We start from the raw sequence: 22,397 nt of genomic DNA on the forward strand, positions 1-22,397 counted from the left end.
CCATGAACGTCCAATCCACAGCTTCGCTGCGAGCTTCATACACAGCGCACCTGCAGATCCAGCGACGCCACACCGACGATGCGCTCGCCGCCACCGGCTTCGACGCATTGGCGATCTATGCGGGCGGTCTGCACATGCAATTCCTGGATGACCAGCCCTACCCGTTCAAGCCCAATCCGCACTTCCGCCTGTGGACGCCGCTCGCGGAGCCGGTCGACTGCTGGATCCTGTATCGGCCCGGACAGCGCTTGCAGCTCGTGTTCCTGCAGCCGGTGGACTATTGGTACAAGCCGCCCCAGCTGCCGAACGACTTCTGGACCGATCAGTTCGACATCAAGATCATTCGTGAAGCCTCGGAGGCGAAGTCACACATCGCCGGCGTGTCTCGCTGTGCATTCGTCGGTGAGTGGCGGGAAGAATTTACCGACTGGGGTTTCACCGGTCGCAATCCCGAAGCGCTGCTGCATCGACTGCATTACGTGCGCGCGTTCAAGACGGAGTACGAGCTCGAGTGCATGCGTCGCGCATCTCGCATGGCCGCGCGCGGTCACAAAGCTGCCGAAGCTGCATTTCGCGCCGGCGGCTCCGAGTACGAAATCAACATGGCTTATATCCGTGCGACTGGCCAGACAGAGAACGAGCTGCCGTATCCGAACATCGTAGGCCTCAACGCCAACTCGGCGGTTCTGCACTATCAAAATCAGGAGCGCACGGCGCCTGCGCAGTCGCGTTCATTTCTGATCGATGCCGGCGCACAGTTTCATGGTTACGCGGCGGATATCACGCGCACGTATTCGCGAGAGAACGATGATTTCGCCGCGTTGATCGAGGCGATGGATCGCGAACAGCAGGGTCTGTGCAGTGAAGTTCGAGCTGGGGTCGACTACGCTGACATTCATCTCAGCGCGCATCGGCGCATCGCGAAGATTCTGCGTGAGTTCGACGTGATCAACGTTGCGCCGGACGAGGCATTGGCGAGTGGACTGAGCAGCGTGTTCTTTCCGCACGGCATCGGACATCTGCTGGGATTGCAAGTGCACGATGTTGCCGGCTTCACGGTTACGCCGGATGGCAAACAGAAGGCGCGACCGCCAGGCCATCCTTACTTGCGGCTGACTCGCACGCTGGAGCCCGGCTTCGTCGTGACGATCGAGCCGGGCCTCTACTTCATCGATCAATTGCTGGAGAAGGCCCGCACGTCCCCGCTCGGCAAGCAGATCAATTGGCAGCAGGTCGAGAAGTTCAAACCGTTCGGCGGCATCCGCATCGAGGACAACGTCGCCGCCACGACGGCCGAACCGGAGAATCTGACGCGTCCGGCGTTCGCTGCTGCGAACTAAAACCGTTTGGCAGGGAAAGGGAACGCCACGCGAGCTTGGTAGCGTCGTTCCAGCTCACAGCGCGAAAGTGACCTCGATGCGTGAGGCCTCGAGTCGCGCATCTTCGAGCTGGGGGAAAGGTGGAGGGTCTCGGGAAGTTCGCAACCACGGTGACTCGGCCACCGCCGCCATTCGAGCAAGCCGTTGCACGTTGGCAGTACAGCTGACGGCGCGCGTTGCAGCTCGCAGCGCGTTAGCGCGCAGCGAGCGATACCGCCGGTGAAACGTCAGCTGAGCAAATCGTGCGGCAGCCATCGAGGCAAAGCCCGCCAACAGTGAAGACGCTCGCGAGTTTCCCGAGACCCTCCACCTACGCCCCAGCTCTGCCGACAGGCTGCGCGCAACCGCGTCAGCGGCAACGCGCGTCAGCGCCCAATCAGCGCTGCTGTTTGAGCAGATCGCGAATCTCCTCGAGCAGCACTTCCTGGCGAGGCGGCGGAGGCGGCACTGCCGGGGCGGCGGGTTTGGCTTCCTCGGCGCGGCGCAGCCGATTGATCAACTTGATGATCAGGAAGATGGCGAAGGCGACGATGATGAAATCGAACGTCGCTTGCAGGAACACGCCGTAACGAAGGGTCACCGGCTCCGCGCCTTCACGAATGGCCGGCATGGTAATCGCGAGCTTGGTGAAATCCACGCCGCCGATGATGTAGCCCAGCGGCGGGGTCACCACGTCGCTGACCAGCGAGCTGACGATCTTGCCGAACGCGGCGCCGATGATGATACCGACGGCCATGTCGACCACGTTGCCCTTGACGGCGAATTCCCGGAATTCCTTGACGAAGCTCATAGCCACCTCGGTTGGAGTTGTTAGCGCAACGCGACGATACCCAACTGAGATGAAGAATGTAATCGCCGCCGGTCGAGCCTCGTGAACTACGTCAGCCGGTTGATGCCGTTATACGCCGCGACCCGATACGCCTCGGCCATGGTCGGATAGTTGAACGTGGTCTGGGTGAAGTAACGGATGTCGTTGTTCGAGCCGGCCATCACCGTCTGGCCGATGTGCACGATCTCCGAAGCGTTGTCGCCGAAGCAGTGCACGCCCAGCACCTGCATGGTCTCGGCGTGGAAAATGATCTTCAGCACGCCGACGCGCTCATCCGTCATCTGCGCTCGCGCCAGGTTCTTGAACGAGCAGTGGCCGACTTCGTACGGCACCTTCGCTTCCTGCAGCTCGCGCTCGGTGCGGCCGATCGAGGAAATCTCCGGGATGGTGTAGATGCCGCTCGGAATCGTCGCCGTGCTATGGGGCGCGATCGACGGATCGAGCATGTGTTGTACGGCATGCGAGCCCTGCACGTACGCGGCGCTGGCCAGCGCCGGCGGCCCGACAATATCGCCCACTGCGTAGATGTGAGGCACCGCCGTCTGGTAGTGCTGATTCACTTCGACCTGGCCGCGGCTGTTGGCTTTCAGGCCGACGCGATCGAGCTTGAGCTTGTCGGAGTTGCCGGTGCGGCCGTTCGCCCACAGCAGCAGATCCGACTTGATCTTGCGGCCCGACTCCAGATGCAGCACCACGTCGCGCTCGCGCGCTTCCAGTGCCTTGAATTGCTCATTGTGACGGATCACGCAGCCCTGCTCGCGCAGGTGATATGACAAAGCTTCGGCGATTTCATCGTCGAGAAACGACAGCAGGCGATCGTGAGTATTGACCAACGTGACCTTCGCGCCTAAGTTGATGAAGATCGAGGCGTACTCACAACCAATAACTCCCGCACCATAGATGGTCACGGAGAACGGATGCTGGTCGTAGCGCAGGATGGAATCGCTGTCTCGAATGCGTTCGTGGCTGAAGTCCACTTCCGGTGGATGGTAAGGCCGCGAGCCCGCGGCTATGACGATGTGCTTGCCGCTGATGCGCGTCGGCTTGCCGGTCGGGGGCTGGATCTCCAGTGTGTTCGCATCCACGAAGCTCGCCTCGCCGAACAACACCGGAACCCGATTGCGTTCATAGAAGCGCCGGCGACTCGCCACCTGCGCCTCGATCACCTTGCCCGCCGAGGCCAGCAGCTGCGGATAAGTCAGCTTCGAGGCGTCGTGAAACTCACGCAGCAGAGGATTGCGCCGCAGGTCGTGGAGGATCTTCACCGCGTGGCGCAGGGCCTTGCTGGGGATGGTGCCCCAATGCGTACAGCCGCCGCCCACCTCGAAGTAGCGCTCGACGATGGCGACACTGCGATGACTCTTGGCAGCTGTCAGCGCCGCGCCCTCGCCGGCCGGCCCGCTGCCTATGACCACGACATCAAACTGTTCAGTCGCCATGCTCTCGTTACCAGACTCACTTTTTCGAGGCCGGTCCTGCGCATCCCTGCGCTCCCGGCATTCGGACATCCTGCCCAGCACCGCACATCATCCCCGACTCGTTGTCGGGGAACAACAGCCCAGTCCTGCAGAACGCAACAAGATCGCCCGCGGTTCGCCCCTTGGTTGGGGGCAGCCCGGACTGCATGGCGCTATCTCCGAATATCCCGGCCCGCAACCGGCATGTTTGAATCATTTTGGTGCTTTAGTGGACGTTGCTTTTATGCAAAGTCTCTTTCAACGGCGCTCCGAACTCAGTAGTCTTCGCGTGCTGGGTATCAGCAGCGGGCTGGTCAGCCCCGCCATGACAAGTTCTCAATCTGGACCTAGAGATAGTTGGATCTAAACAAGGGGGATCCATGAAAGATCGAAGTGTGCTGCTGCGCCGAGCAGTGGTGGGTGCATTGGCTCTGATAACAGTACCTGCGTTTGGCCAGCAAGCCACGGAGCAGCAGCAGGATACGCGCACGATCGATACCATCATCGTGACCGCGCAGAAACGTGAACAAAGCCTGCAGGACGTGCCGATCGTGGTGACCGCGATCTCCGAGCAGCTGTTGCAGGATACCGGCGTCAAAGACATCAAAGATCTCACACTGCTCACGCCCGGCCTGCTGGTGACGTCGACGTCGAACGAGTCGGTCACGACCGCTCGTATCCGAGGCATCGGCACCGTCGGCGATAACGCCGGCCTGGAGTCGTCGGTCGGTGTGGTCATCGACGGCGTTTATCGGCCGCGCAACGGCGTGGGCTTTGGCGACCTCGGCGAGCTGGAGCGCATCGAAGTGCTGAAAGGTCCGCAAGGCACGCTGTTCGGCAAGAACACCTCGGCCGGCGTGATCAACGTCGTGACCAAGCGGCCCGCGTTCGACTTCGGCGCCAACGTCGAGCTCACCGCCGGCGATTACGGCGCGATGGAAGGCGCCGCCTCGGTGACGGGCCCGTTCTCCGATAAAGTGGCCGGACGTTTGTATATCGCCTCGCGCGAGCGTGATGGTTTCCTCGACATCGTGCGTGGCCCCGGCCCGCGCACCGAAGACGAAGACGTCGATCGCAAGTTCAAGACCGCACGCGGCCAGTTGCTGTTCCAGCCGAGCGAAGCGCTGGATATCCGCTTGACGGCCGACTACACCGATCGCGACGAACACTGCTGCGCGGCTCCGCAGGCCGTGCTGTCGCCCAACCCCGGCGTGCTCGCGGTGCTGAATGCCCTGGTGCCGGGCTCTTTCAGCAATCCCGCCGATCCGTTCGAGCGCGTCGCGTACTCGAACCGCTCGACCAAGCAGGAAGTGGAAGACAAGGGTGCGTCGATGGAGATCAACTGGGATCTCGAGGCGCTCGGCGGCGCCACGGTCACATCGATCAGCGCGTGGCGCGATTGGGAAACCATCAACGGCCAGGACGCCGACTTCACCACGGTCGACATCCTGTATCGCAATCCCGATGGCAACTTCGGCAATTCGTTCGAGCAGCTGACGCAGGAATTCCGCCTTGCCGGCGAGAGCGAGAAGCTCAGCTGGCTGGTCGGTCTGTTCTATGCGAACGAAGATCTGGACTCGCGCGATCAGCTGATTCAGGGCACGCAGTTCCAGCAGTATTACGTCGGCATCACCGGCGGCCCGACCGCGAGCCCGGTGCGCGGCCTGCCAGCTACCGCCTATCCGGCCAACGCCGCGACTCGCGACGTTTATGAGCAGGAGTCCAAGAACTGGGCGCTGTTCACCAACAACAGCATCCGCTTCACGGACGCGCTGGAGCTGACGCTGGGCCTGCGCTACACGGATGAGTCGAAGGATCTGGACTCCCATTACCGAAACGAGCACAGCGGTCAGGGCTGCACACTCCTGCGCAGCAACCCCGCCTTCGCTCCATTGGTAGCTGCGGCACTGGGTGCGAATGGCCCGACGGCCGCCGCGCAGGCGCAGACCATCTTCGGCATCGGCTGTAGCGTGACGTACGCCGATCCGATCTTCGGCAACGTCGACACCAAGCAGTCGCTCGACGAAGAGGAATGGAGCGGCACCGCCAAGGTCGCCTATCGCTTCACCGACGACCTGATGTCGTATCTGTCGTTCGCGCGGGGCTACAAGGCCGGCGGCTTCAACCTGTACCGCGAGCGTAATGGCATCTTCTTCCTCAATCCGGGCCAGACGCTCACCATCCCTGGCGTGGGAACTCTGGTGGGTCCTTCAGTCGACACCGACACGAGCTTCGACAGTGAGCTCGTGGACTCGTACGAGTTGGGCGTGAAGACGCAGTGGGCGGACAACAGCCTGCTGTTGAACGGCGCCGTGTTCTACCAGGACTACACCGACTTCCAGCTCAACACCTTCACCGGCTTGCAGTTCATCGTGACCTCGCTGCCGCAGGTGGTGTCGCAAGGCGTGGACGTCGACTTCGTGTGGTACACGCCGCTCGAGCAGCTCAGCTTCCAGGGCGGTGTGACGTATGCGGACACGCAGATCGAAGACTTCGGCGGCCCGGCCAATCTCGCGTTCTTCCGGACCGAGCGTAAGGACGACACGCTGTCGTTCGCGCCGGAATGGTCGGCGAGCTTGTCGGCCACTTACGAGCAGCCGATCGGCAACAACCTGCTGTTCCGCGGCAACGTCGGCGCCCGCTACACGTCCGAGTACAACACCGGCTCGAATCTGGATCCGCGCAAGATCCAGGATGCGATGACGCTGGTGAATCTGCGCCTGGGCTTCGGCGCGGCGGACGACAAGTGGATGGTCGAGCTGTGGTCGCTGAACGTGACGGACGAGGAGTACTACCAGGTGCTGTTCGACGCCACGCTGCAGGGCTCGTCGACGACCGCCGGCGCTTCGCAGAGCACGCTCAATGGCTTCTTGGGCGCGCCGCGGACCTACGGTGTGACGGCTCGGTTCAAGTTCTAACAAGTACGGCAACAGCTCTCGCAGGAGCAAGGGCGGCTGTAATCAGCCGCCCTTTTTGTTTGCGCTACTATGCCCGGATGAAACACCTGTTATCGACAGTCCTGGCGCTCTTCGTCCTCGCCCAGCCGGCTCGCGCGGAATGGATGGAGCGCGTCGAGGACGGAATCATGGGGACGCGCATCGTCGTGGAGCTGTGGGCCACCGACAAGGCGCAAGGCAACGCCGCCATCGCGGCCGTGCTCGCGGAGATGCGACGTGTCGATGAGGGGATGAGCACTTACAAGCCGACGAGTGAACTCTCCATCGTCAACGCACGGGCCGCTCAGGAGCCGATCGAGATCTCCGCCGAGCTGTTCGATCTGCTCTCGACCGCGCTCGACTATTCACGCCTCACCGACGGCGCGTTCGATATCACTTATGCGAGCGTCGGCTACATGTATGACTTCCGGAAGCACGTGCATCCGGATGAGAAACAAATCGCCGCGGCGTTGCCGGGCATCAATTATCGGCACGTCGAGCTGGACAGGAAAAACAGCACCGTGCATTTCGCCCGGCCTGGCGTGCGTGTCGATCTAGGTGGCATTGGCAAAGGCCACGCGGTCGATCGCGGCATCGCCGTCCTGCAGGCGCGAGGCATCGACCGCGCACTGGTCACCGCGGGCGGCGACAGTCGGATCATTGGCGATCGTTTCGGTCAGCCCTGGGTTGTGGGCATCCGGCATCCCGATCGGAAAGATGAAGTCATCGCGCGCATTCCGCTCGAAGACGCGGCGCTCTCGACGTCCGGCGACTACGAACGCTATTTCGACGAGAACGGCGTGCGCTATCACCACATCATCGACCCGAAGACGGGTCACTCGGCGAGCAAGGTTCGGAGCGCGACGATCATTGGCCCGACCGCGACTCGCACGGATGGGCTCTCTAAAACAGCGTTTGTTTTAGGGCCGGAAAAGGCAATCGAAATATATAACCGGTTGGATGATATCGACGCGGTACTGGTGACGCCGGAAGGGAAAGTGCTGTACACGAAAGGCTTGGCTCCGCCCGACACAGCAAAATAAAAACAGGTCCCTCGCCGGCCCGGAATGGAGACAGAGCGGGTACTACTGCCGGCCTGGAATGGAGGCCGGCAGGCGCAATGAAAAAGGCCCTCTCGATCGCTCGAGAGGGCCTTCGGTATCGACGAGCCAGCGCGAAGTTACTTCTTCGCAGCAGCCTTCTTCTTGGCGCCAGCCTTCTTCTTCGGCGTGGCGGTCTTCTTGGCGCTCTTCTTCGCAGCAGCGGCTTCGACCTTCTTGGCCTTGGCGGCGGCCTTGCTCTCGGCCTTGGCCTTCTTCTCGGCCTTCTCCGCGTCGGACTTCACAGCCTTCTTGCTGACGCGCTTGGAAGCGGCTTTCTTCTTCGAAGCAGCCTTCTTCTTCGGCGCAGCGGCCTCTTCGCCTTCGGTGGACGGCGCGGCTTCAGCGTCGGCGAGCTCAGGCTGATCCAGCAGCTGCATGAGCGCCATCTCAGCGGCGTCGCCCGGACGCGGGTTCATGCGCAGGATGCGGGTGTAGCCACCCGGACGCGCCTGGAAGCGAGGGCCGATCGTCTCGAACAGCTTCACGACCACTTCGGCATCGCGCAGCAGGGAGAAGGCACGGCGGCGGTTGGCATCGCTGTCGGCCTTGCCGAGCGTGATCAACGGCTCGACTACACGACGCAATTCCTTGGCCTTCGGCACGGTGGTGCGGATGGTCTCGTGACGGAGCAGCGAGGCTGCCATGTTACGCAGCATCGCCTGGCGATGCGGAGCATTGCGGCTGAGCTGACGGCCAGAAAGTTGGTGACGCATTGTTCTTCAGTCCTTACAAAACTCGGGGCCCGCTGCGCGGGCCCCTAGCTAGCATTTAAATAACGTCGCGATCGTCGTCGCGCTTCAAGCTGACCGGCGGCCAGTTGTCCAGGCGCATGCCGAGCGACAGGCCATGGCTCTCCAGGACTTCCTTGATCTCGGTGAGCGACTTCTTGCCGAGGTTCGGCGTACGGAGCAGCTCCACTTCGGTCCGCTGCACCAGGTCGCCGATGTAATGGATGTTCTCGGCCTTCAAGCAGTTCGCGCTGCGAACCGTGAGCTCGAGCTCGTCCACCGGGCGCAACAGGATCGGATCGAACTGCTGCTCGGCAGCCTTCGAAGCGCCCTCGTCCTGGCCCTGCAGATCGACGAACACCGACAGCTGGTCCTTCAGGATCGAGCCGGCGCGGCGAATCGCCTCTTCCGCGTCGATCGTGCCGTTGGTCTCGATGTCCAGGATCAGCTTGTCCAGGTTCGTGCGCTGCTCGACGCGCGCGCTTTCGACCGTGTAGGTCACGCGGCGGATCGGGCTGAAGGACGCATCGAGCTGCAGACGGCCGATGGGGCCGCTGGACTCTTCGAACGTGGCGCGCTGGATGGCCGGACGGTAGCCGCGGCCGCGCTCCACCTTGAGCGTCATATTCAGTTCACCGGCCTTGGTTAGATTCGCGATCACCAGATCGGTGTTCAGCACTTCCACGTCGTGGTCGAGCTGGATGTCGCCCGCGGTCACGGGGCCCGGGCCCTTCTTGTGGAGACGCAGCTCGGTCTCTTCGCGCGCATTGAGGCGGATCGCAACCTGCTTCAGATTCAACAAAATGTCGACAACGTCTTCCTGCACGCCTTCGATGCTGGTGTACTCATGCAGCACACCGTCGATCTCCGCTTCGGTGATCGCGCAGCCCGGCATGGAAGACAACAGCACGCGGCGCAGGGCGTTGCCCAGCGTGTGTCCGAAGCCGCGCTCAAACGGCTCGATCACGACCTTCGCCTGTTTGGCGGTCGTGGGAGTCACTTTGACGACGCGAGGCTTCAGGAATTCGCCAACGGATGCCTGCATGGACCATTCACCTGTTTAGGTAAGTGTTGGGGACAGATCGAAAACTGTCCCCTATAGATCAAGGCGTTGACGGCGGATTTCAAATCCGCCGTCAAACACGTCATTACTTCGAATACAACTCGACCACGAGGTTCTCGTTGATCTCGGGCAGAATCTCTTCGCGGTCGGGCAGCTGCTTGAACGTGCCGGTAAATTTCTTCTCGTCGACCTCAACCCACGCCGGGAAACCGACCTGGGACTTGATCTGCAACGCCGTCTGGATGCGCAGCTGCTTCTGCGCCTTCTCGCGCACGGCAATCACGTCGCCGGCGCTGACCTGGTACGAAGGGATGTTGACCACTTCGCCATTCACCGAGATCGACTTGTGGCTGACCAGCTGGCGAGCTTCGCTGCGCGTGGCGGCGAAACCCATGCGGTACACCACGTTGTCGAGGCGGCCTTCCAGGAACTGCAGCAGGGTCGAACCCGTGGCGCCCGGACGGCCCGTCGCCTTGATGTAGTAGTTGCGGAACTGCTTTTCAAGGACGCCGTACATGCGGCGCAGCTTCTGCTTCTCGCGCAGCTGCAGGCCGTAGTCGGACAGACGACCCCGACGCTCACCCTTGATGCCGCCCGGCGGCACTTCCAGCTTGCACTTCGATTCCAGCGACTTGACGCCGCTCTTCAAGAACAAGTCCGTGCCTTCGCGGCGGGACAGCTTGCACTTCGGACCAAGATAACGAGCCATGCGACTTCCTTAGCGACGCGTTAGACGCGGCGCTTTTTGGGCGGACGGCAGCCGTTGTGCGGGATCGGCGTGACGTCTGAAATGTTGGTGATCTTCAGGCCGCAGGCATTGAGCGCACGGACGGCGGATTCGCGGCCCGGGCCGGGGCCCTTGACGCGCACTTCCACCATCTTCACGCCGTGTTCCTGCGCGGCGGTGCCAGCCTTCTCGGCGGCGACCTGCGCGGCGAACGGCGTGCTCTTACGAGAGCCGCGGAAACCGCAACCACCGCTCGTCGCCCACGACAGGGTGTTGCCCTGGCGATCGGTGATCGTGACGATGGTGTTGTTGAACGACGCGTGCACGTGGGCAATCGCATCGGTCACATGCTTCTTGACCTTCTTGCGAGCGCCCCCTTTGGAGCCGCCCTGTTGCTTCTGCTCAGCCATAAATCCTCTGGTTCAGCCGTTACTTGCCGGCCGCGACGTTCATCTTCACCGCTGCCTTACGCGGACCCTTGCGGGTGCGGGCGTTGGTGCGCGTACGCTGGCCGCGCAGCGGCAGGCCGCGACGGTGACGGATGCCGCGGTAGCAACCGAGGTCCATCAGACGCTTGATGTTCATGGACACTTCACGGCGCAGATCGCCTTCGACGGTGAGCTTGCTGATCGCCGAACGCAGCGCAGCCACTTCCGCGTCGGTGAGGTTCTTCACCAGCGTGTTCTGCTTGACGCCCGCAGTGTCACAGGCCTTCTGAGCCTGGGTGCGGCCGATACCGTAGATATGTGTGAGGCCAACCCACACATGCTTGTTCATCGGAATGTTGACGCCGGCAATGCGAGCCATCTGCGGACTACTCCCCGCGACGAAAAGCGCGGAACTGTAAACTAAAAAACCCTGTAACTCAATGCTTTAAAGACTGCCAGCCGAGGCTTATCAGCCCTGGCGCTGCTTATGACGCGCGTCGGAGCAGATTACGTACACCACGCGGCGGCGGCGCACGACCTTGCAGTTCTTGCAGATCTTCTTGACTGATGCACGGACCTTCATGACTCACTCCTGCGGACCGCCTGGCCGTCCGCCATCAAATACCGACTTAATTCTGCTGGCCCGGGCGGCCATAGCCGCGCAGGTTGGCCTTCTTCATCAGGCCTTCGTACTGGTGCGACATCAGGTGTGCCGCGACCTGCGCCTGGAAGTCCATGATCACCACGACCATGATCAGCAGCGAGGTGCCACCGAAGTAGAACGGCACGCTGAAGCGCGAGATCAGGAACTCCGGCAGCAAGCAGACGATGGTCACGTACAGCGCGCCCCACACCGTCAGCCGCGTCAGCACCTTGTCGATGTACTCGCCGGTCTGCTGACCCGGGCGGATGCCCGGAATGAAGGCGCCCGACTTCTTCAGGTTCTCCGCCGTCTCGCGCGAGTTGAACACCAGCGCGGTGTAGAAGAAGCAGAAGAAAATGATCAGACCGCCGTACAGGATCATGTGCGCCGGCTGACCCGGGGTCAGCGCCGTGGACACGTTCTGCAGCCACGAGAAATTGCCCGACGTGCCGCCCCAGCTGGCGATCGTCGCCGGGAACAGCAGCAAGCTGGACGCGAAGATCGGCGGAATCACGCCCGACATGTTCAACTTGAACGGCAGGTGCGTGCTCTGGCCGGCGTACAGCTTACGGCCCTGCTGACGCTTCGCGTAGTTCACCTGGATGCGACGCTGGCCGCGCTCCACGAACACCACGAACGCCGTCACGCCGATCACCATGATGAACAGCACCAGCGCCACGGCCGGATTGATTTCACCGGTGCGCACCAGTTCCAAGGTTCCGCCGATCGCCGCGGGCAGACCCGCCACGATGCCGGCCAGAATGATCATCGAAATGCCGTTGCCCAGGCCGCGCTCGGTGATCTGCTCACCCAGCCACATCAGGAACATCGTGCCGGCGATCAACGTCATGGTCGCGACGAACACGAACTGCGGGCCCGGAGCCACGACCACGCCCTGGTTCTGGAACGCGATGGCCGCCGAGGCGCCCTGCACTGCCGCCAGCGCGACCGTGCCGTAGCGGGTGTACTGAGTCAGCTTGCGACGGCCCGACTCGCCTTCCTTCTTGATCGCGGCCAGCGACGGCACGACCACCGCCATCATCTGAATGATGATGGACGCGGAAATGTACGGCATGACGCCCAGCGCGAAGATCGACAACCGCTCCAGCGCGCCGCCGGAGAACATGTTGAAGATGTCCAGGATGGTGCCCTGCTGCTCCTGGAAGAAGCGCGCGAGCGCCACCGGGTCGATGCCCGGTGCCGGAATAAACGTGCCGATGCGATACACGATCAACGCGCCCAGCAAGAAGAACAACCGCTGTCGCAGCTCTGCGAAGCGGGTCATCTCGCCGAAGGCGGACAGAGACGCAGCGGTGGCGGGTTTGGTGGCCACGGAGTCCTTGTCGTTCAGTGAATCGTTACTGTCGAACCGTCAGAGGCTGCTTACTTGGCAGCCTCGACCGCTTCGATCTTGCCGCCGGCCGCCTCGATGGCAGCCTTGGCGCCCTTCGTCAGGTGCACGCCTTTGACGGTCACCGCGCGGCTGATGCCACCCGACAACACGATGCGCGCGCGCTCGGAAAACGCCGGCACCAGGTTGTTGGCACGCAGGACGTCCAAGTCAATGACGTCGCCTTTGACCTTTGCAAGCTCCGACAGGCGCACTTCGGCAACCAGCGGGGCGATCTTGGAGCGGAAGCCGAACTTCGGCAGCCGGCGCTGGATGGGCATCTGGCCGCCTTCGAAGCCGACCTTGTGGTAGCCGCCCTTACGCGCGCGCTGACCCTTCACGCCGCGGCCGCAGGTCTTGCCCTGGCCGGCGGAAGCGCCGCGACCGACGCGCAGACGCGTCTTTTTGCTGCCCGGAGCGGGCGAGATCTCATTGAGGCGCATGCTTTCGGTACTCATTTAATTAGAGCCCTTCAACTCTTCAACTTTCAGCAGGTGACGCGAGGCGCTCAGCATGCCGCGAATTTCCGGCGTATCCGCCACGGTCACGGTGTCACGAATACGACGCAGACCCAGGCCGCGCACGGTGGCGCGATGAGCCTTGAGCTGGCCGAAGACACTCTTTACGAGCGTGACTTTGTAGCCCTTGTTGCTTGCCATGACGACTTCCTAAATTGGTCCGCGCAGAGAATCTCTCGGCTTACTGGCCGAGGATTTCCTCGACGCTCTTGCCACGCTTCGCCGCGATGTCATCGGGCGACTGCGCGCTGTTCAACGCATTCATCGTGGCGCGCACGATGTTGATCGGGTTACGCGAGCCGTAGCTCTTGGCGAGCACGTTGCGCACACCGGCACACTCGAACACGGCGCGCATACCGCCGCCCGCGATCAAGCCCGTACCGTCGGCGGCCGGCTGCATGTGCACGCGAGTCGCGCCATGACGGCCCGACACTGCGTAGTGCAGCGTCGCGTTCTTCAGCGACACCGTCGACAGGTTCTTGCGAGCCGCCTGCATCGCCTTCTGGATCGCGACCGGCACTTCACGCGCCTTGCCGTAACCGAAGCCGACCTTGCCGCGACCGTCGCCCACCACGGTGAGCGCGGTGAAGCCGAACTGGCGGCCGCCCTTCACGACTTTGGCGACGCGGTTCACCGCAACGAGCTTCTCGATGTACTCGTCGCCCGCCTGGTTCTTTTCAACTCTGGCCATGTGGTGTCTCTCTTAGAATTCCAGACCGTTCTCACGCGCGGCATCGGCCAGCGCCTTGATACGACCGTGGAACTTGAAGCCGGAACGATCGAAGGCCACCTTGGTGATGCCCTTCGCCTTGGCGCGCTCGGCAATTGCCTTGCCGACCGCGGCAGCGGCGGTCGCATTGCCGGTGCCCTTCAAACCCGCGGCCACGTCCTTCTGCAGGGTCGACGCAACCGCCAGCACCTTCGACTCGGTGTCGAAGATCTGGGCGTAGATGTGCTGTGACGTACGATGCACCGACAGCCGCAGAACTTTCAGTTCGCGGATCTTGGCGCGCGAGCGGATCGCACGGCGCAGTCGTTGAGCATTTTTGTTCATAACTAATTTCCCGAAATGACCGGTACCCTCTGGCACGACGCCTGGGCCGATATCACTTCTTCTTGGCTTCCTTCAGTTCGATCTTCTCGCCGGCATAGCGCACGCCCTTGCCCTTGTACGGCTCGGGCGGGCGGAACGCGCGGATGTCGGCGCAGACCTGGCCGAGCTTCTGCACGTCGAAGCCCTTGACCAGAATCTCGGTCTGGCTCGGCGTCTCGATGGTGATGCCCTCGGGCGCCGTGTAGACGACCGGGTGCGAAAAACCCAGCGTGAGGTTCAGGTTCTTGCCCTGCGCAGCGGCGCGGTAACCGACGCCGACGAGCTCGAGCTTTCGCTCGTAGCCCTTGCTCACACCCTGCACGATGTTGGCGAGGTGCGCGCGCGTGGAACCGGCGACCATGTCGGCTTCGCGACCGTCGTTGGCCTTCTCCACCTTCAGCGCAGCGGCGTCCTGCACCACTTTCACGAGCCGCGCGTTGAGCGCGAGGCTCAGCGTGCCCTTGGCGCCTTTGACGCTGATGCTGTCGGCGCTGATGGTGGCGGTCACGCCCTGCGGCAGTGGGACCGGCTGTTTTGCTACTCGAGACATTGCTGTGCGTCCCTATTAGGAAACGACGCAGATGACTTCGCCGCCGTGGCCCGCAGCGCGCGCCTGGCGATCGGTCATCACGCCCTTAGACGTGGAAACGATGGCAATACCCAGTCCGCCCAGGATGGAAGGCAGCTCGTCCTTCCCCTTGTAGACGCGCAGGCCGGGACGGCTGATGCGCTCCAGGCGGTCGATGACCGGGCGGCCCTGGAAGTACTTCAGCTGTACCGCCAGCGTCGGCTTGCCCTCGACGTCAGTCGCGGAGAAATCTTCGATATAGCCTTCGTCCTTCAGCACCTTGGCAATCGCGATCTTCACCTTGGAAGTCGGCGCGTTGATTTCGGTTTTGCCGGAAGACTGCCCGTTACGAATACGGGTCAGGAAGTCGGCGATCGGATCCGTCATGCTCATTTATGCGTGCTCCAGAGGTACCAGCTGTTACCAGCTGGCCTTGCCGAGGCCCGGAATTTCGCCGCGCATGGTCGCTTCGCGCAGCTTGGTGCGGCCCAATCCGAACTTGCGGTAGAAACCGCGCGGACGGCCGGTGATTGCGCAGCGATTACGCAGGCGGCTCTTGCTCGAGTCGCGCGGCAGAGCCTGCAACTGAGCGACAGCAGCTTCGCGTTCCGCCGGCGTGGAAGTCGGCTTGCGAATGATCTCTTTCAGCTTCGCGCGCTTGGCGGCGTAGCGCTTCACGAGCTTCGCACGCTTGTCTTCGCGATTGACCATCGATGTCTTGGCCATAAACCTAGCTCCCGCCGTTACTTGCGGAACGGAAAATTGAACGCTTCCAACAACGCGCGGCCGGACTTGTCGTCCTTGGCGGTCGTGGTGATCGTGATGTCCATGCCGCGGATCGCGTCGATCTGGTCGTATGCGATTTCCGGGAAGATGATCTGTTCCTTGACGCCAAAGTTGTAATTGCCCTGGCCGTCGAAGGAGCGAGCACTCACGCCGCGGAAGTCGCGGATACGAGGCATCGCGATGCTCACCAGACGATCGAGGAACTCATACATGCGCGCGCCGCGCAGCGTCACCTTGGCGCCGATCGCCAGACCGTCGCGGACCTTGAAGGTCGCAACCGACTTGCGCGCGCGCGTGACCAGCGGCTTCTGACCGGTGATCTTGGTGAGATCGCCGACCGCGTTGTCCATGATCTTCTTGTCCGCGACCGCTTCGCCGACGCCCATGTTGACCGTGATCTTGGTGATCTTCGGCACTTCCATGACGTTCGCGAGGCCCAGCGTCTCTTTGAGCTGGGACACGATCGTGTCGCGGTAATACTGTTCGAGTCTTGCCTTAGCCATCTTCGTTTACCTGTGGACCCGCTCCGACGCTTACGCGTCGACGGTTTCCTTGTTGGACTTGAAGAAGCGCACTTTCTTGCCGTCGGCGAGCGTGCGGATGCCCACGCGGTCGCCCTTCTTCGTCACCGGATTCCACAACGCGACGTTCGACAGATCGATCGAGCTTTCTTTCTCGACGATGCCGCCCTGCACGTTGCGCTGGGGGTTCGGCTTGGTGTGCCGCTTGACCATGTTGATGCCCTCGACGACCACGCGGCCCTCGAGAACCTTGGTCACCGTGCCACGGCGGCCCTTATCGCGGCCGGTGGTCACGACGACTTCGTCACCCTTACGAATCTTGTTCATGACCCAACTCTCAAAGAACTTCGGGAGCCAGCGAAATGATCTTCATGAACTGCGCGGTGCGCAGCTCGCGAGTCACGGGTCCGAAGATACGGGTGCCCACCGGCTCCAGCTTGTTGGTCAGCAACACCGCGGCGTTGCCGTCGAAGCGGATCAGCGAGCCGTCGGCACGGCGCACACCGAACTTGGTGCGCACGACCACGGCGTCATAGACCTCGCCCTTCTTCACTTTGCCGCGCGGGATGGCATCACGGATGCTGACCTTGATGACATCGCCGACCGTCGCGTAGCGACGCTTCGAGCCACCGAGCACCTTGATGCACATCAGGCTGCGGGCGCCGCTGTTATCGGCGGCATTCAACAACGTGCGCATCTGGATCATGGCGCGGCCTCCACGGCTTCAACCTGCACGGCGCGCTGGACGATCTTCACCAGACGCCAGGACTTGTGACGCGACAGCGGGCGGCACTCTTCGATGGCCACGGTGTCGCCTTCACGGCTTTCGTTGTTCTCGTCATGAGCGAGGAACTGAGTCGTGCGGCGCTGATACTTGCCGTACTGCGGGTGCGGCACGTAGCGCTCGACAGCGACCGTGATGGTCTTCTGCATCTTGTTGCTGACGACCTTACCCGTCAGCTGACGCGCAGCCTTGGTCTTCTCGGTGCTCATGATTACTTACTACCTTTCGCGCGGCGCTGCTCGGCAGCCACGGTCTTCAAGCGCGCGATATCACGGCGCACGCGTGTGAAATCGTGCGGCTTCGCGGTCTGGCCGGTGGCGCGGTTCATGCGGAGATTGAACTGTTCGCGACGCAGATCCAGCAGCTCTTTCTGCAGATCGGCAGGCGACTTGGCGCGCAATTCTTTGGCGGTGCTCATGGGTCTCGTTACTCGAATTAGCGGATCACGCTTAACGCACTTGGCGCGTGACGAACTGCGTGTCCACCGACAGCTTGGAAGCCGCCAGACGGAACGCTTCGCGCGCGATGGTCTCGGACACGCCTTCCATCTCGAACAGCACCTTGCCGGGCTTGATCTTGGCGACGTAGTACTCGACGTTGCCTTTACCGGAGCCCATTCGGACTTCGAGCGGCTTCTTGGTGATCGGCAGGTCCGGGAACACGCGGATCCACACCTGACCGCCACGCTTCACGTAGCGGGTCATGGCGCGACGCGCGGCTTCCAGTTCACGCGCAGTCATGCGCGCACGGCTGGTGGCCTTCAGACCGTAGTCGCCGAAGGCGACGTAGTTACCGCTCTGCGCGAGGCCGGCGTTGCGGCCCTTGAACGCCTTGCGGTACTTGGTGCGTTTGGGTTGCATCATGATGGATTACCTCAGGCAGTCGCTTCAGCGGCAGCCTGCTGGCCTTCAGCCGCTTCAGCCGGCTGTTCCTGGGTGTTGAACACTTCGCCCTTGAAGATCCACACCTTGACGCCGATGACGCCGTAGTTGGTGCGGGCTTCAGCCAGGCCGTAATCGATGTCCGCGCGCAGCGTGTGCAGCGGAATGCGGCCTTCGCGATACTGCTCGGTGCGAGCGATTTCGGCGCCGTTCAAGCGGCCCGCGACGCGCACCTTGATGCCGAGCGCGCCGATGCGCATGGTGTTGGTCACGGCGCGCTTCATGGCGCGACGGAACATCACGCGACGCTCCAGCTGCTGGGCAATGCCTTCGGCAACCAGCATGGCGTCGAGTTCGGGCTTGCGGATCTCGGCGATGTTGATGCGCACGTCGGCCGTCGGCATCTTCATCATCTTCGAGACCTGACCGCGCAGCTTCTCGATGTCCTCGCCCTTCTTACCGATCACGATGCCGGGACGCGCGGTGTGAATGGTGATGTTCACTTTGCGCGCGGCGCGTTCGATCTGAATGCGGCTCACCGAAGCTTCGGACAGCTTCTTCTTCAGCAGCTCGCGCACCTGGAAATCGGTGTACACGTGCGCCGGGAAGTTCTTGCTCGAGGCATACCACTTCGAGGTCCACTCACGGGTGATACCGAGGCGGATGCCGACCGGATTGACTTTTTGACCCATGGCTCTTACTCGCTCTTACCGTCGCCGACCGTCACGATGATGTGACTGTTGCGCTTCCAGATCCGATTGCCGCGGCCCTTGGCACGCGCGTGGAAACGCTTCAGCACCGGTGCGGTGTCGACGGTGACGGTCTGCACTTTCAATTCATCCACGTCCGCGCTCAGATTGTTCTCGGCGTTCGCAACGGCCGACTCGAGCACCTTCAGCACCAGACGCGCGCCCTTCTTCGGCGTGTACTTCAGCGTGTTCAACGCGAGGCCGACAGGCTTGCCGCGGACCATGTCCGCGATCAGGCGGCACTTCTGCGGAGAGATGCGCGCGTACTTCAGTTTGGCAGCAACTTGCATTGCGATTACTCCGCCGAGCTCTTCTTGTCGCCCGAGTGACCTTTGAAGGTACGCGTCGGCGCGAACTCACCCAGCTTGTGGCCGACCATGTTCTCGGACACGAGCACGGGGATGTGCTGGCGACCGTTATGCACGGCGAGCGTCAGGCCGACGAAATCCGGCAGGATCATCGAACGGCGCGACCAGGTCTTGATCGGGCGACGATCGTTCTTCTCGGCGGCGACGCGCACCTTCTTGGCGAGGTGCAGGTCGACGAACGGACCTTTCTTTACGGAACGAGGCACGTTGCTATCCTCTTAAGCTCAATTACGGCGGCGGATGATCATGCCCGCCGTGCGCTTGTTACGACGCGTCTTCTTGCCCTTGGTGTTCCAACCCCATGGGCTCACCGGATGCGGATTACCCTGGCCGGACTTACCTTCACCACCACCGTGCGGGTGATCGACCGGGTTCATGACCACACCGCGCACCGTCGGACGGACGCCGCGCCAACGGATGGCGCCGGCCTTGCCGTACTTGCGCAGGTTGTGTTCGCCGTTAGAAACCTCGCCAACGGTCGCGCGGCAGTCGACGTGCACCTTGCGCATCTCGGTGGAGCGCAGGCGGATCGTCGCGTACATGCCTTCGCGAGCGGCCAGCTGGGCCGAGCCGCCGGCGCTGCGTGCGAGCTGCGCGCCCTTGCCAGGCTTCAGCTCGATGCAATGGATCGTGGTGCCGATCGGAATGTGGCGCAGCTGCATCGCGTTGCCAGCCTTGATCGGGGCTTCGGCGCCCGACATCACGGCGTCGCCAGGAGCAACGTCCTTCGGCGCGATGATGTAACGGCGCTCGCCATCCTTGTACAGCACGAGCGCGAGATGCGCGGTGCGGTTCGGATCGTATTCGAGACGCTCGACTTTGCCGGCAATGCCGTCTTTGTCGCGCAGGAAGTCGATGACGCGGTACTTCTGCTTGTGACCGCCGCCCTGGTGGCGGACCGTCTGACGGCCGAAGTGGTTGCGCGCGCCGGTCGAGTTCTTGTGCTGAACCAGCGAAGTCTCGGGGCCACCCTTGTGGAGGTGATCGCGCGAGATCTTGACCTGGAAGCGACGGCCCGGCGAGGTCGGTTTGGACTTGATCAATGCCATGACTGATTTCCTGATGCTGCCGGTGGGCCGTTAGGCCTCGGTACCGGTCAGGTCGATGCTCTGACCCGGGGCCAGGCGCACATAAGCCTTCTTGTAGTCCTGCCGGCGGCCAACCCGCTGGCCGAAGCGCTTCTGCTTGCCGCCGACGTTCACCACGTTCACGTCCGCCACTTTGACTTCGAACATCAGTTCGACCGCGGCTTTGATGTCACCGCTGGTGGCATCGCGACGCACGCGGAACACGAATTGGTTCGCCGTCTCGGCGATACGCGCGCTCTTCTCGGACACATGCGGTCCGAGCAGCACGTTCATCAGCTTTTCCTGACTCATGCGAGCCTCTCTTCGAGCAGGCGAACGGCACCGACCGTCGCGAGCACTTGGTCATGACGAGCGAGGCTCAGCGGATCGAGCGCGCTCACCGGCAACACGTCGACATACGGCAGGTTGCGCGAGGCCAGCTCCAACTTCTCGTCGAAGGCCTCGACCAGCACCAGCACGTTGTCGCCCTGGTTCAGATCTTTCAGTTTCTGCACCAGCAGCTTGGTCTTCGGGGCTTCGAGCTCGATGCCGTTGACCACCTGCAGGCGATCGGTGCGGGCCAGCTGCGACAACATGGCCTGCAGCGCCGCGCGATACATCTTGCGGTTCACTTTCTGCGAGAAGTCACGCGGCTTGGCAGCGAACGCACGGCCACCGCCGACCCAGATCGGGCTGCGGATGGAGCCGGCACGCGCCTGACCGGTGCCCTTCTGACGCCACGGCTTGATGCCGCCGCCACGCACTTCGGCCTTGGTCTTCTGCGCTTTGGTGCCCGCACGACCCGCCGCCATGTAGGCGACGATGATCTGGTGCACCAGGGATTCGTTGTACTCGCGGGCGAACGTCGCGTCGGAGACCTGGACGTCCTGAGCCTGCGCGCCTTTGCTGATGAGTTTGAGGTTCATGGGCGACTACTCTTACTTCTTCGCCGGGGCAACGCGCTTGCGGCGCAGTTGCGCAGCAGCCTTCACCGACGGGCGCACGATCACCTGGCTACCCGGAGCGCCCGGAACGGCGCCGCGGATCAGGATCAAATTGCGCTCGGCATCGATGCGCACGACGCTGAGATTTTCGATGGTGCGACGGACCTGGCCCATGTGGCCGGACATGCGCTTGCCCTTGAACACGCGGCCCGGGGTCTGGCGCTGACCGATAGAACCCGGCGAGCGGTGCGACACGGAGACACCGTGCGTAGCCGGCAGACCGCCGAAGTTGTGGCGCTTCATGGTGCCGGCGAAGCCCTTACCGATCGTGGTGCCGGTCACATCGACGACCTGGCCCACTTCGAACGCGTCGACCTTGAGCTCGAAGCCCGCGGCGACATCCTTCATGTCTTCGCCGTTCAAACGGAACTCGACCAGCTGCTTGCCGGGAGCGACTTTGACTTTGGCGTAATGGCCCGTGAGGGGCTTGTTGGTATGGGACGCCTTGCGATCGCCGACGGCGACCTGCACAGCGCGATAGCCATCGGCCTCGAGCGTACGAACCTGCGTAACGCGGTTCGGCACGGCTTCGATGACGGTCACCGGCACGGTCTCGCCCGCTTCAGTGAAGACGCGCGTCATACCCGCCTTACGACCGACCAGACCTGGGGTCTTGGCAGCGCTCATCGTGATTCCTCGTTAATTACGGCGACACCGCCCGTCCCGGCTCATGACCGGTACGGTGCGACACCGCGCTGATCCAACGCCCGCGACTACGATTGGCCGCAAGCGGTAAAACTTTCTATGCAGTGAAATCGGCGACAGGAATTCGAGAGGAACGACCAGCTGGGCTGGTCATGCATCTCGAGCGGTACCCCGTCAGGGCCAGACCTCGGCGCAAAAGAGGCGCGAATTATAGTCAGGTGGACTGACTTTGCAAGCGCGCCACAGAAATACTCGGTCACGGGCGCTAAGCCCGTGACCCAAAACCATTAGTTCAGCTTGATCTGCACGTCCACGCCAGCCGGCAATTCCAGCTTCATCAGCGCGTCGACGGTCTTGTCCGTCGGGTTCAGGATGTCCATCAGGCGCTTGTGGGTGCGGATCTCGTACTGGTCGCGGGCGTCCTTGTCGCCGTGCGGGGAGACCAGCAGCGTGAAGCGCTCCATCTTGGTCGGCAGCGGCACCGGACCCTTGACCGTGGCGCCGGTGCGCTTGGCGGTCTCGACGATTTCACGCGCCGAGTTGTCGATCAGCCGGTGATCGAACGCTTTCAGGCGGATGCGGATGTTTTGATTCGTAGCCATGTGATTTCTCGCAGCGGCGGGCGGGGTATGGCCCGCCGCCGCGTGTTGAATCGATTACTTGATGATCTTGGCGACGACGCCGGCGCCGACCGTCTTGCCGCCTTCACGGATGGCGAAGCGCAGGCCTT

General features: G+C 62.5%; 33 protein-coding genes and 1 pseudogene. 3 read left to right on the plus strand and 31 right to left on the minus strand.

Going from position 1 to position 22,397, the window contains the following annotated elements; genetic code table 11:
* The first annotated feature begins 2 nt into the window (after nt 1-2).
* The gene (pepQ, locus tag GYH35_RS06755; RefSeq protein WP_161816293.1) at nt 3-1,340 is read left to right on the plus strand and encodes a Xaa-Pro dipeptidase; all 1,338 of its coding nucleotides are present in this window, start codon (nt 3-5) and stop codon (nt 1,338-1,340) included.
* Between the two features lie 415 nt (nt 1,341-1,755).
* On the opposite strand, the gene mscL is transcribed toward pepQ, so the two are convergent.
* Together mscL and sthA are read right to left on the minus strand one after the other, a co-directional pair.
* On the minus strand, nt 1,756-2,169 hold the full coding sequence (gene mscL / locus GYH35_RS06760; RefSeq protein ID WP_161816292.1) for a large-conductance mechanosensitive channel protein MscL: 414 nt from the start codon (nt 2,167-2,169) through the stop codon (nt 1,756-1,758).
* 86 nt (nt 2,170-2,255) lie between these two features.
* Nucleotides 2,256-3,647 (minus strand): Si-specific NAD(P)(+) transhydrogenase, encoded by a 1,392-nt coding sequence (gene sthA / locus GYH35_RS06765; RefSeq protein WP_161816291.1) that lies wholly within the window; start codon nt 3,645-3,647, stop codon nt 2,256-2,258.
* A 398-nt stretch (nt 3,648-4,045) separates the two neighbouring features.
* Between sthA and GYH35_RS06770 the strand changes: the two genes are divergently transcribed.
* Both GYH35_RS06770 and GYH35_RS06775 read left to right on the plus strand, forming a co-directional pair.
* Nucleotides 4,046-6,583 carry a TonB-dependent receptor gene (locus GYH35_RS06770; RefSeq protein ID WP_161827944.1) on the plus strand — a complete coding sequence of 846 codons (2,538 nt, stop codon included), beginning with the start codon at nt 4,046-4,048 and terminating at the stop codon, nt 6,581-6,583.
* A gap of 77 nt (nt 6,584-6,660) precedes the next feature.
* Nucleotides 6,661-7,644 carry an FAD:protein FMN transferase gene (locus tag GYH35_RS06775; protein WP_161827945.1) on the plus strand — a complete coding sequence of 328 codons (984 nt, stop codon included), beginning with the start codon at nt 6,661-6,663 and terminating at the stop codon, nt 7,642-7,644.
* A gap of 380 nt (nt 7,645-8,024) precedes the next feature.
* Here the strand turns inward: GYH35_RS06775 and rplQ are convergent.
* The 29 genes and pseudogenes from rplQ to GYH35_RS06920 all read right to left on the minus strand — a co-directional run.
* Nucleotides 8,025-8,417 (minus strand): annotated as a pseudogene (gene rplQ, locus GYH35_RS34835) (50S ribosomal protein L17); the annotation flags it as partial.
* 55 nt (nt 8,418-8,472) lie between these two features.
* Nucleotides 8,473-9,477 carry a DNA-directed RNA polymerase subunit alpha gene (locus GYH35_RS06785; protein ID WP_116808871.1) on the minus strand — a complete coding sequence of 335 codons (1,005 nt, stop codon included), beginning with the start codon at nt 9,475-9,477 and terminating at the stop codon, nt 8,473-8,475.
* Nucleotides 9,478-9,580: 103 nt separating this feature from the next.
* Nucleotides 9,581-10,204, minus strand: a complete 624-nt coding sequence (gene rpsD, locus GYH35_RS06790) for a 30S ribosomal protein S4 (protein ID WP_161816287.1) — start codon at nt 10,202-10,204, stop codon at nt 9,581-9,583.
* Between the two features lie 20 nt (nt 10,205-10,224).
* Complete coding sequence (gene rpsK / locus GYH35_RS06795; protein WP_161816286.1) at nt 10,225-10,632, minus strand: 30S ribosomal protein S11; 408 nt, start codon at nt 10,630-10,632, stop codon at nt 10,225-10,227.
* Between the two features lie 19 nt (nt 10,633-10,651).
* Nucleotides 10,652-11,029, minus strand: a complete 378-nt coding sequence (gene rpsM / locus GYH35_RS06800) for a 30S ribosomal protein S13 (RefSeq protein ID WP_161816285.1) — start codon at nt 11,027-11,029, stop codon at nt 10,652-10,654.
* A gap of 90 nt (nt 11,030-11,119) precedes the next feature.
* Complete coding sequence (gene rpmJ, locus GYH35_RS06805) at nt 11,120-11,233, minus strand: 50S ribosomal protein L36 (RefSeq protein WP_116808875.1); 114 nt, start codon at nt 11,231-11,233, stop codon at nt 11,120-11,122.
* Nucleotides 11,234-11,279: 46 nt separating this feature from the next.
* Nucleotides 11,280-12,578, minus strand: a complete 1,299-nt coding sequence (secY, locus tag GYH35_RS06810; RefSeq protein ID WP_161816385.1) for a preprotein translocase subunit SecY — start codon at nt 12,576-12,578, stop codon at nt 11,280-11,282.
* A gap of 98 nt (nt 12,579-12,676) precedes the next feature.
* Nucleotides 12,677-13,126: a 50S ribosomal protein L15 gene (gene rplO, locus GYH35_RS06815; RefSeq protein WP_161816384.1), complete on the minus strand. Its 450-nt coding sequence runs from the start codon at nt 13,124-13,126 to the stop codon at nt 12,677-12,679.
* Between the two features lie 15 nt (nt 13,127-13,141).
* On the minus strand, nt 13,142-13,342 hold the full coding sequence (rpmD, locus tag GYH35_RS06820; protein WP_161816284.1) for a 50S ribosomal protein L30: 201 nt from the start codon (nt 13,340-13,342) through the stop codon (nt 13,142-13,144).
* A 40-nt stretch (nt 13,343-13,382) separates the two neighbouring features.
* On the minus strand, nt 13,383-13,892 hold the full coding sequence (rpsE, locus tag GYH35_RS06825) for a 30S ribosomal protein S5 (protein ID WP_161816283.1): 510 nt from the start codon (nt 13,890-13,892) through the stop codon (nt 13,383-13,385).
* A 12-nt stretch (nt 13,893-13,904) separates the two neighbouring features.
* The gene (gene rplR / locus GYH35_RS06830) at nt 13,905-14,255 is read right to left on the minus strand and encodes a 50S ribosomal protein L18 (protein WP_129644632.1); all 351 of its coding nucleotides are present in this window, start codon (nt 14,253-14,255) and stop codon (nt 13,905-13,907) included.
* 52 nt (nt 14,256-14,307) lie between these two features.
* Nucleotides 14,308-14,844, minus strand: coding sequence for a 50S ribosomal protein L6 (gene rplF / locus GYH35_RS06835; RefSeq protein WP_161816282.1), 537 nt, complete (start codon nt 14,842-14,844; stop codon nt 14,308-14,310).
* 15 nt (nt 14,845-14,859) lie between these two features.
* Nucleotides 14,860-15,255, minus strand: a complete 396-nt coding sequence (gene rpsH / locus GYH35_RS06840; protein ID WP_161816281.1) for a 30S ribosomal protein S8 — start codon at nt 15,253-15,255, stop codon at nt 14,860-14,862.
* Between the two features lie 27 nt (nt 15,256-15,282).
* Nucleotides 15,283-15,588: a 30S ribosomal protein S14 gene (gene rpsN / locus GYH35_RS06845; RefSeq protein ID WP_116808881.1), complete on the minus strand. Its 306-nt coding sequence runs from the start codon at nt 15,586-15,588 to the stop codon at nt 15,283-15,285.
* Nucleotides 15,589-15,605: 17 nt separating this feature from the next.
* Entirely contained in the window at nt 15,606-16,151 is a 546-nt protein-coding gene (gene rplE / locus GYH35_RS06850) for a 50S ribosomal protein L5 (protein ID WP_129775230.1), read from the minus strand.
* Nucleotides 16,152-16,181: 30 nt separating this feature from the next.
* Nucleotides 16,182-16,496 carry a 50S ribosomal protein L24 gene (rplX, locus tag GYH35_RS06855; RefSeq protein WP_129644624.1) on the minus strand — a complete coding sequence of 105 codons (315 nt, stop codon included), beginning with the start codon at nt 16,494-16,496 and terminating at the stop codon, nt 16,182-16,184.
* Nucleotides 16,497-16,506: 10 nt separating this feature from the next.
* Nucleotides 16,507-16,875: a 50S ribosomal protein L14 gene (rplN, locus tag GYH35_RS06860; RefSeq protein ID WP_129775232.1), complete on the minus strand. Its 369-nt coding sequence runs from the start codon at nt 16,873-16,875 to the stop codon at nt 16,507-16,509.
* Nucleotides 16,872-17,162, minus strand: a complete 291-nt coding sequence (rpsQ, locus tag GYH35_RS06865) for a 30S ribosomal protein S17 (protein ID WP_161816280.1) — start codon at nt 17,160-17,162, stop codon at nt 16,872-16,874. The genes rplN and rpsQ overlap by 4 nt, the downstream gene beginning before the upstream one ends.
* Before the next feature lie 2 nt (nt 17,163-17,164).
* Entirely contained in the window at nt 17,165-17,371 is a 207-nt protein-coding gene (gene rpmC / locus GYH35_RS06870) for a 50S ribosomal protein L29 (RefSeq protein WP_161816279.1), read from the minus strand.
* A 31-nt stretch (nt 17,372-17,402) separates the two neighbouring features.
* The gene (gene rplP, locus GYH35_RS06875) at nt 17,403-17,816 is read right to left on the minus strand and encodes a 50S ribosomal protein L16 (RefSeq protein WP_161816278.1); all 414 of its coding nucleotides are present in this window, start codon (nt 17,814-17,816) and stop codon (nt 17,403-17,405) included.
* 11 nt (nt 17,817-17,827) lie between these two features.
* Nucleotides 17,828-18,526 (minus strand): 30S ribosomal protein S3, encoded by a 699-nt coding sequence (gene rpsC / locus GYH35_RS06880; protein ID WP_161816277.1) that lies wholly within the window; start codon nt 18,524-18,526, stop codon nt 17,828-17,830.
* Between the two features lie 5 nt (nt 18,527-18,531).
* Nucleotides 18,532-18,873 carry a 50S ribosomal protein L22 gene (rplV, locus tag GYH35_RS06885; protein ID WP_161816276.1) on the minus strand — a complete coding sequence of 114 codons (342 nt, stop codon included), beginning with the start codon at nt 18,871-18,873 and terminating at the stop codon, nt 18,532-18,534.
* Nucleotides 18,874-18,878: 5 nt separating this feature from the next.
* Nucleotides 18,879-19,157, minus strand: a complete 279-nt coding sequence (gene rpsS / locus GYH35_RS06890; protein WP_129775238.1) for a 30S ribosomal protein S19 — start codon at nt 19,155-19,157, stop codon at nt 18,879-18,881.
* A gap of 18 nt (nt 19,158-19,175) precedes the next feature.
* Entirely contained in the window at nt 19,176-20,000 is an 825-nt protein-coding gene (rplB, locus tag GYH35_RS06895; protein ID WP_129644608.1) for a 50S ribosomal protein L2, read from the minus strand.
* A gap of 30 nt (nt 20,001-20,030) precedes the next feature.
* Nucleotides 20,031-20,330, minus strand: a complete 300-nt coding sequence (rplW, locus tag GYH35_RS06900) for a 50S ribosomal protein L23 (protein ID WP_161816275.1) — start codon at nt 20,328-20,330, stop codon at nt 20,031-20,033.
* Nucleotides 20,327-20,944, minus strand: a complete 618-nt coding sequence (gene rplD, locus GYH35_RS06905) for a 50S ribosomal protein L4 (RefSeq protein WP_129644604.1) — start codon at nt 20,942-20,944, stop codon at nt 20,327-20,329. Before rplD ends, rplW begins: the two co-directional genes overlap by 4 nt.
* Before the next feature lie 12 nt (nt 20,945-20,956).
* Entirely contained in the window at nt 20,957-21,649 is a 693-nt protein-coding gene (rplC, locus tag GYH35_RS06910; protein WP_129644602.1) for a 50S ribosomal protein L3, read from the minus strand.
* A gap of 305 nt (nt 21,650-21,954) precedes the next feature.
* Nucleotides 21,955-22,269: a 30S ribosomal protein S10 gene (rpsJ, locus tag GYH35_RS06915; RefSeq protein WP_129644601.1), complete on the minus strand. Its 315-nt coding sequence runs from the start codon at nt 22,267-22,269 to the stop codon at nt 21,955-21,957.
* 54 nt (nt 22,270-22,323) lie between these two features.
* A partial coding sequence (locus tag GYH35_RS06920) for an EF-Tu C-terminal domain-related protein (RefSeq protein ID WP_202624134.1) occupies nt 22,324-22,397 on the minus strand: 74 nt, incomplete at its 5' end.

It is taken from the genome of Steroidobacter agaridevorans, assembly GCF_009932555.1.
Lineage (GTDB): Bacteria > Pseudomonadota > Gammaproteobacteria > Steroidobacterales > Steroidobacteraceae > Steroidobacter > Steroidobacter agaridevorans.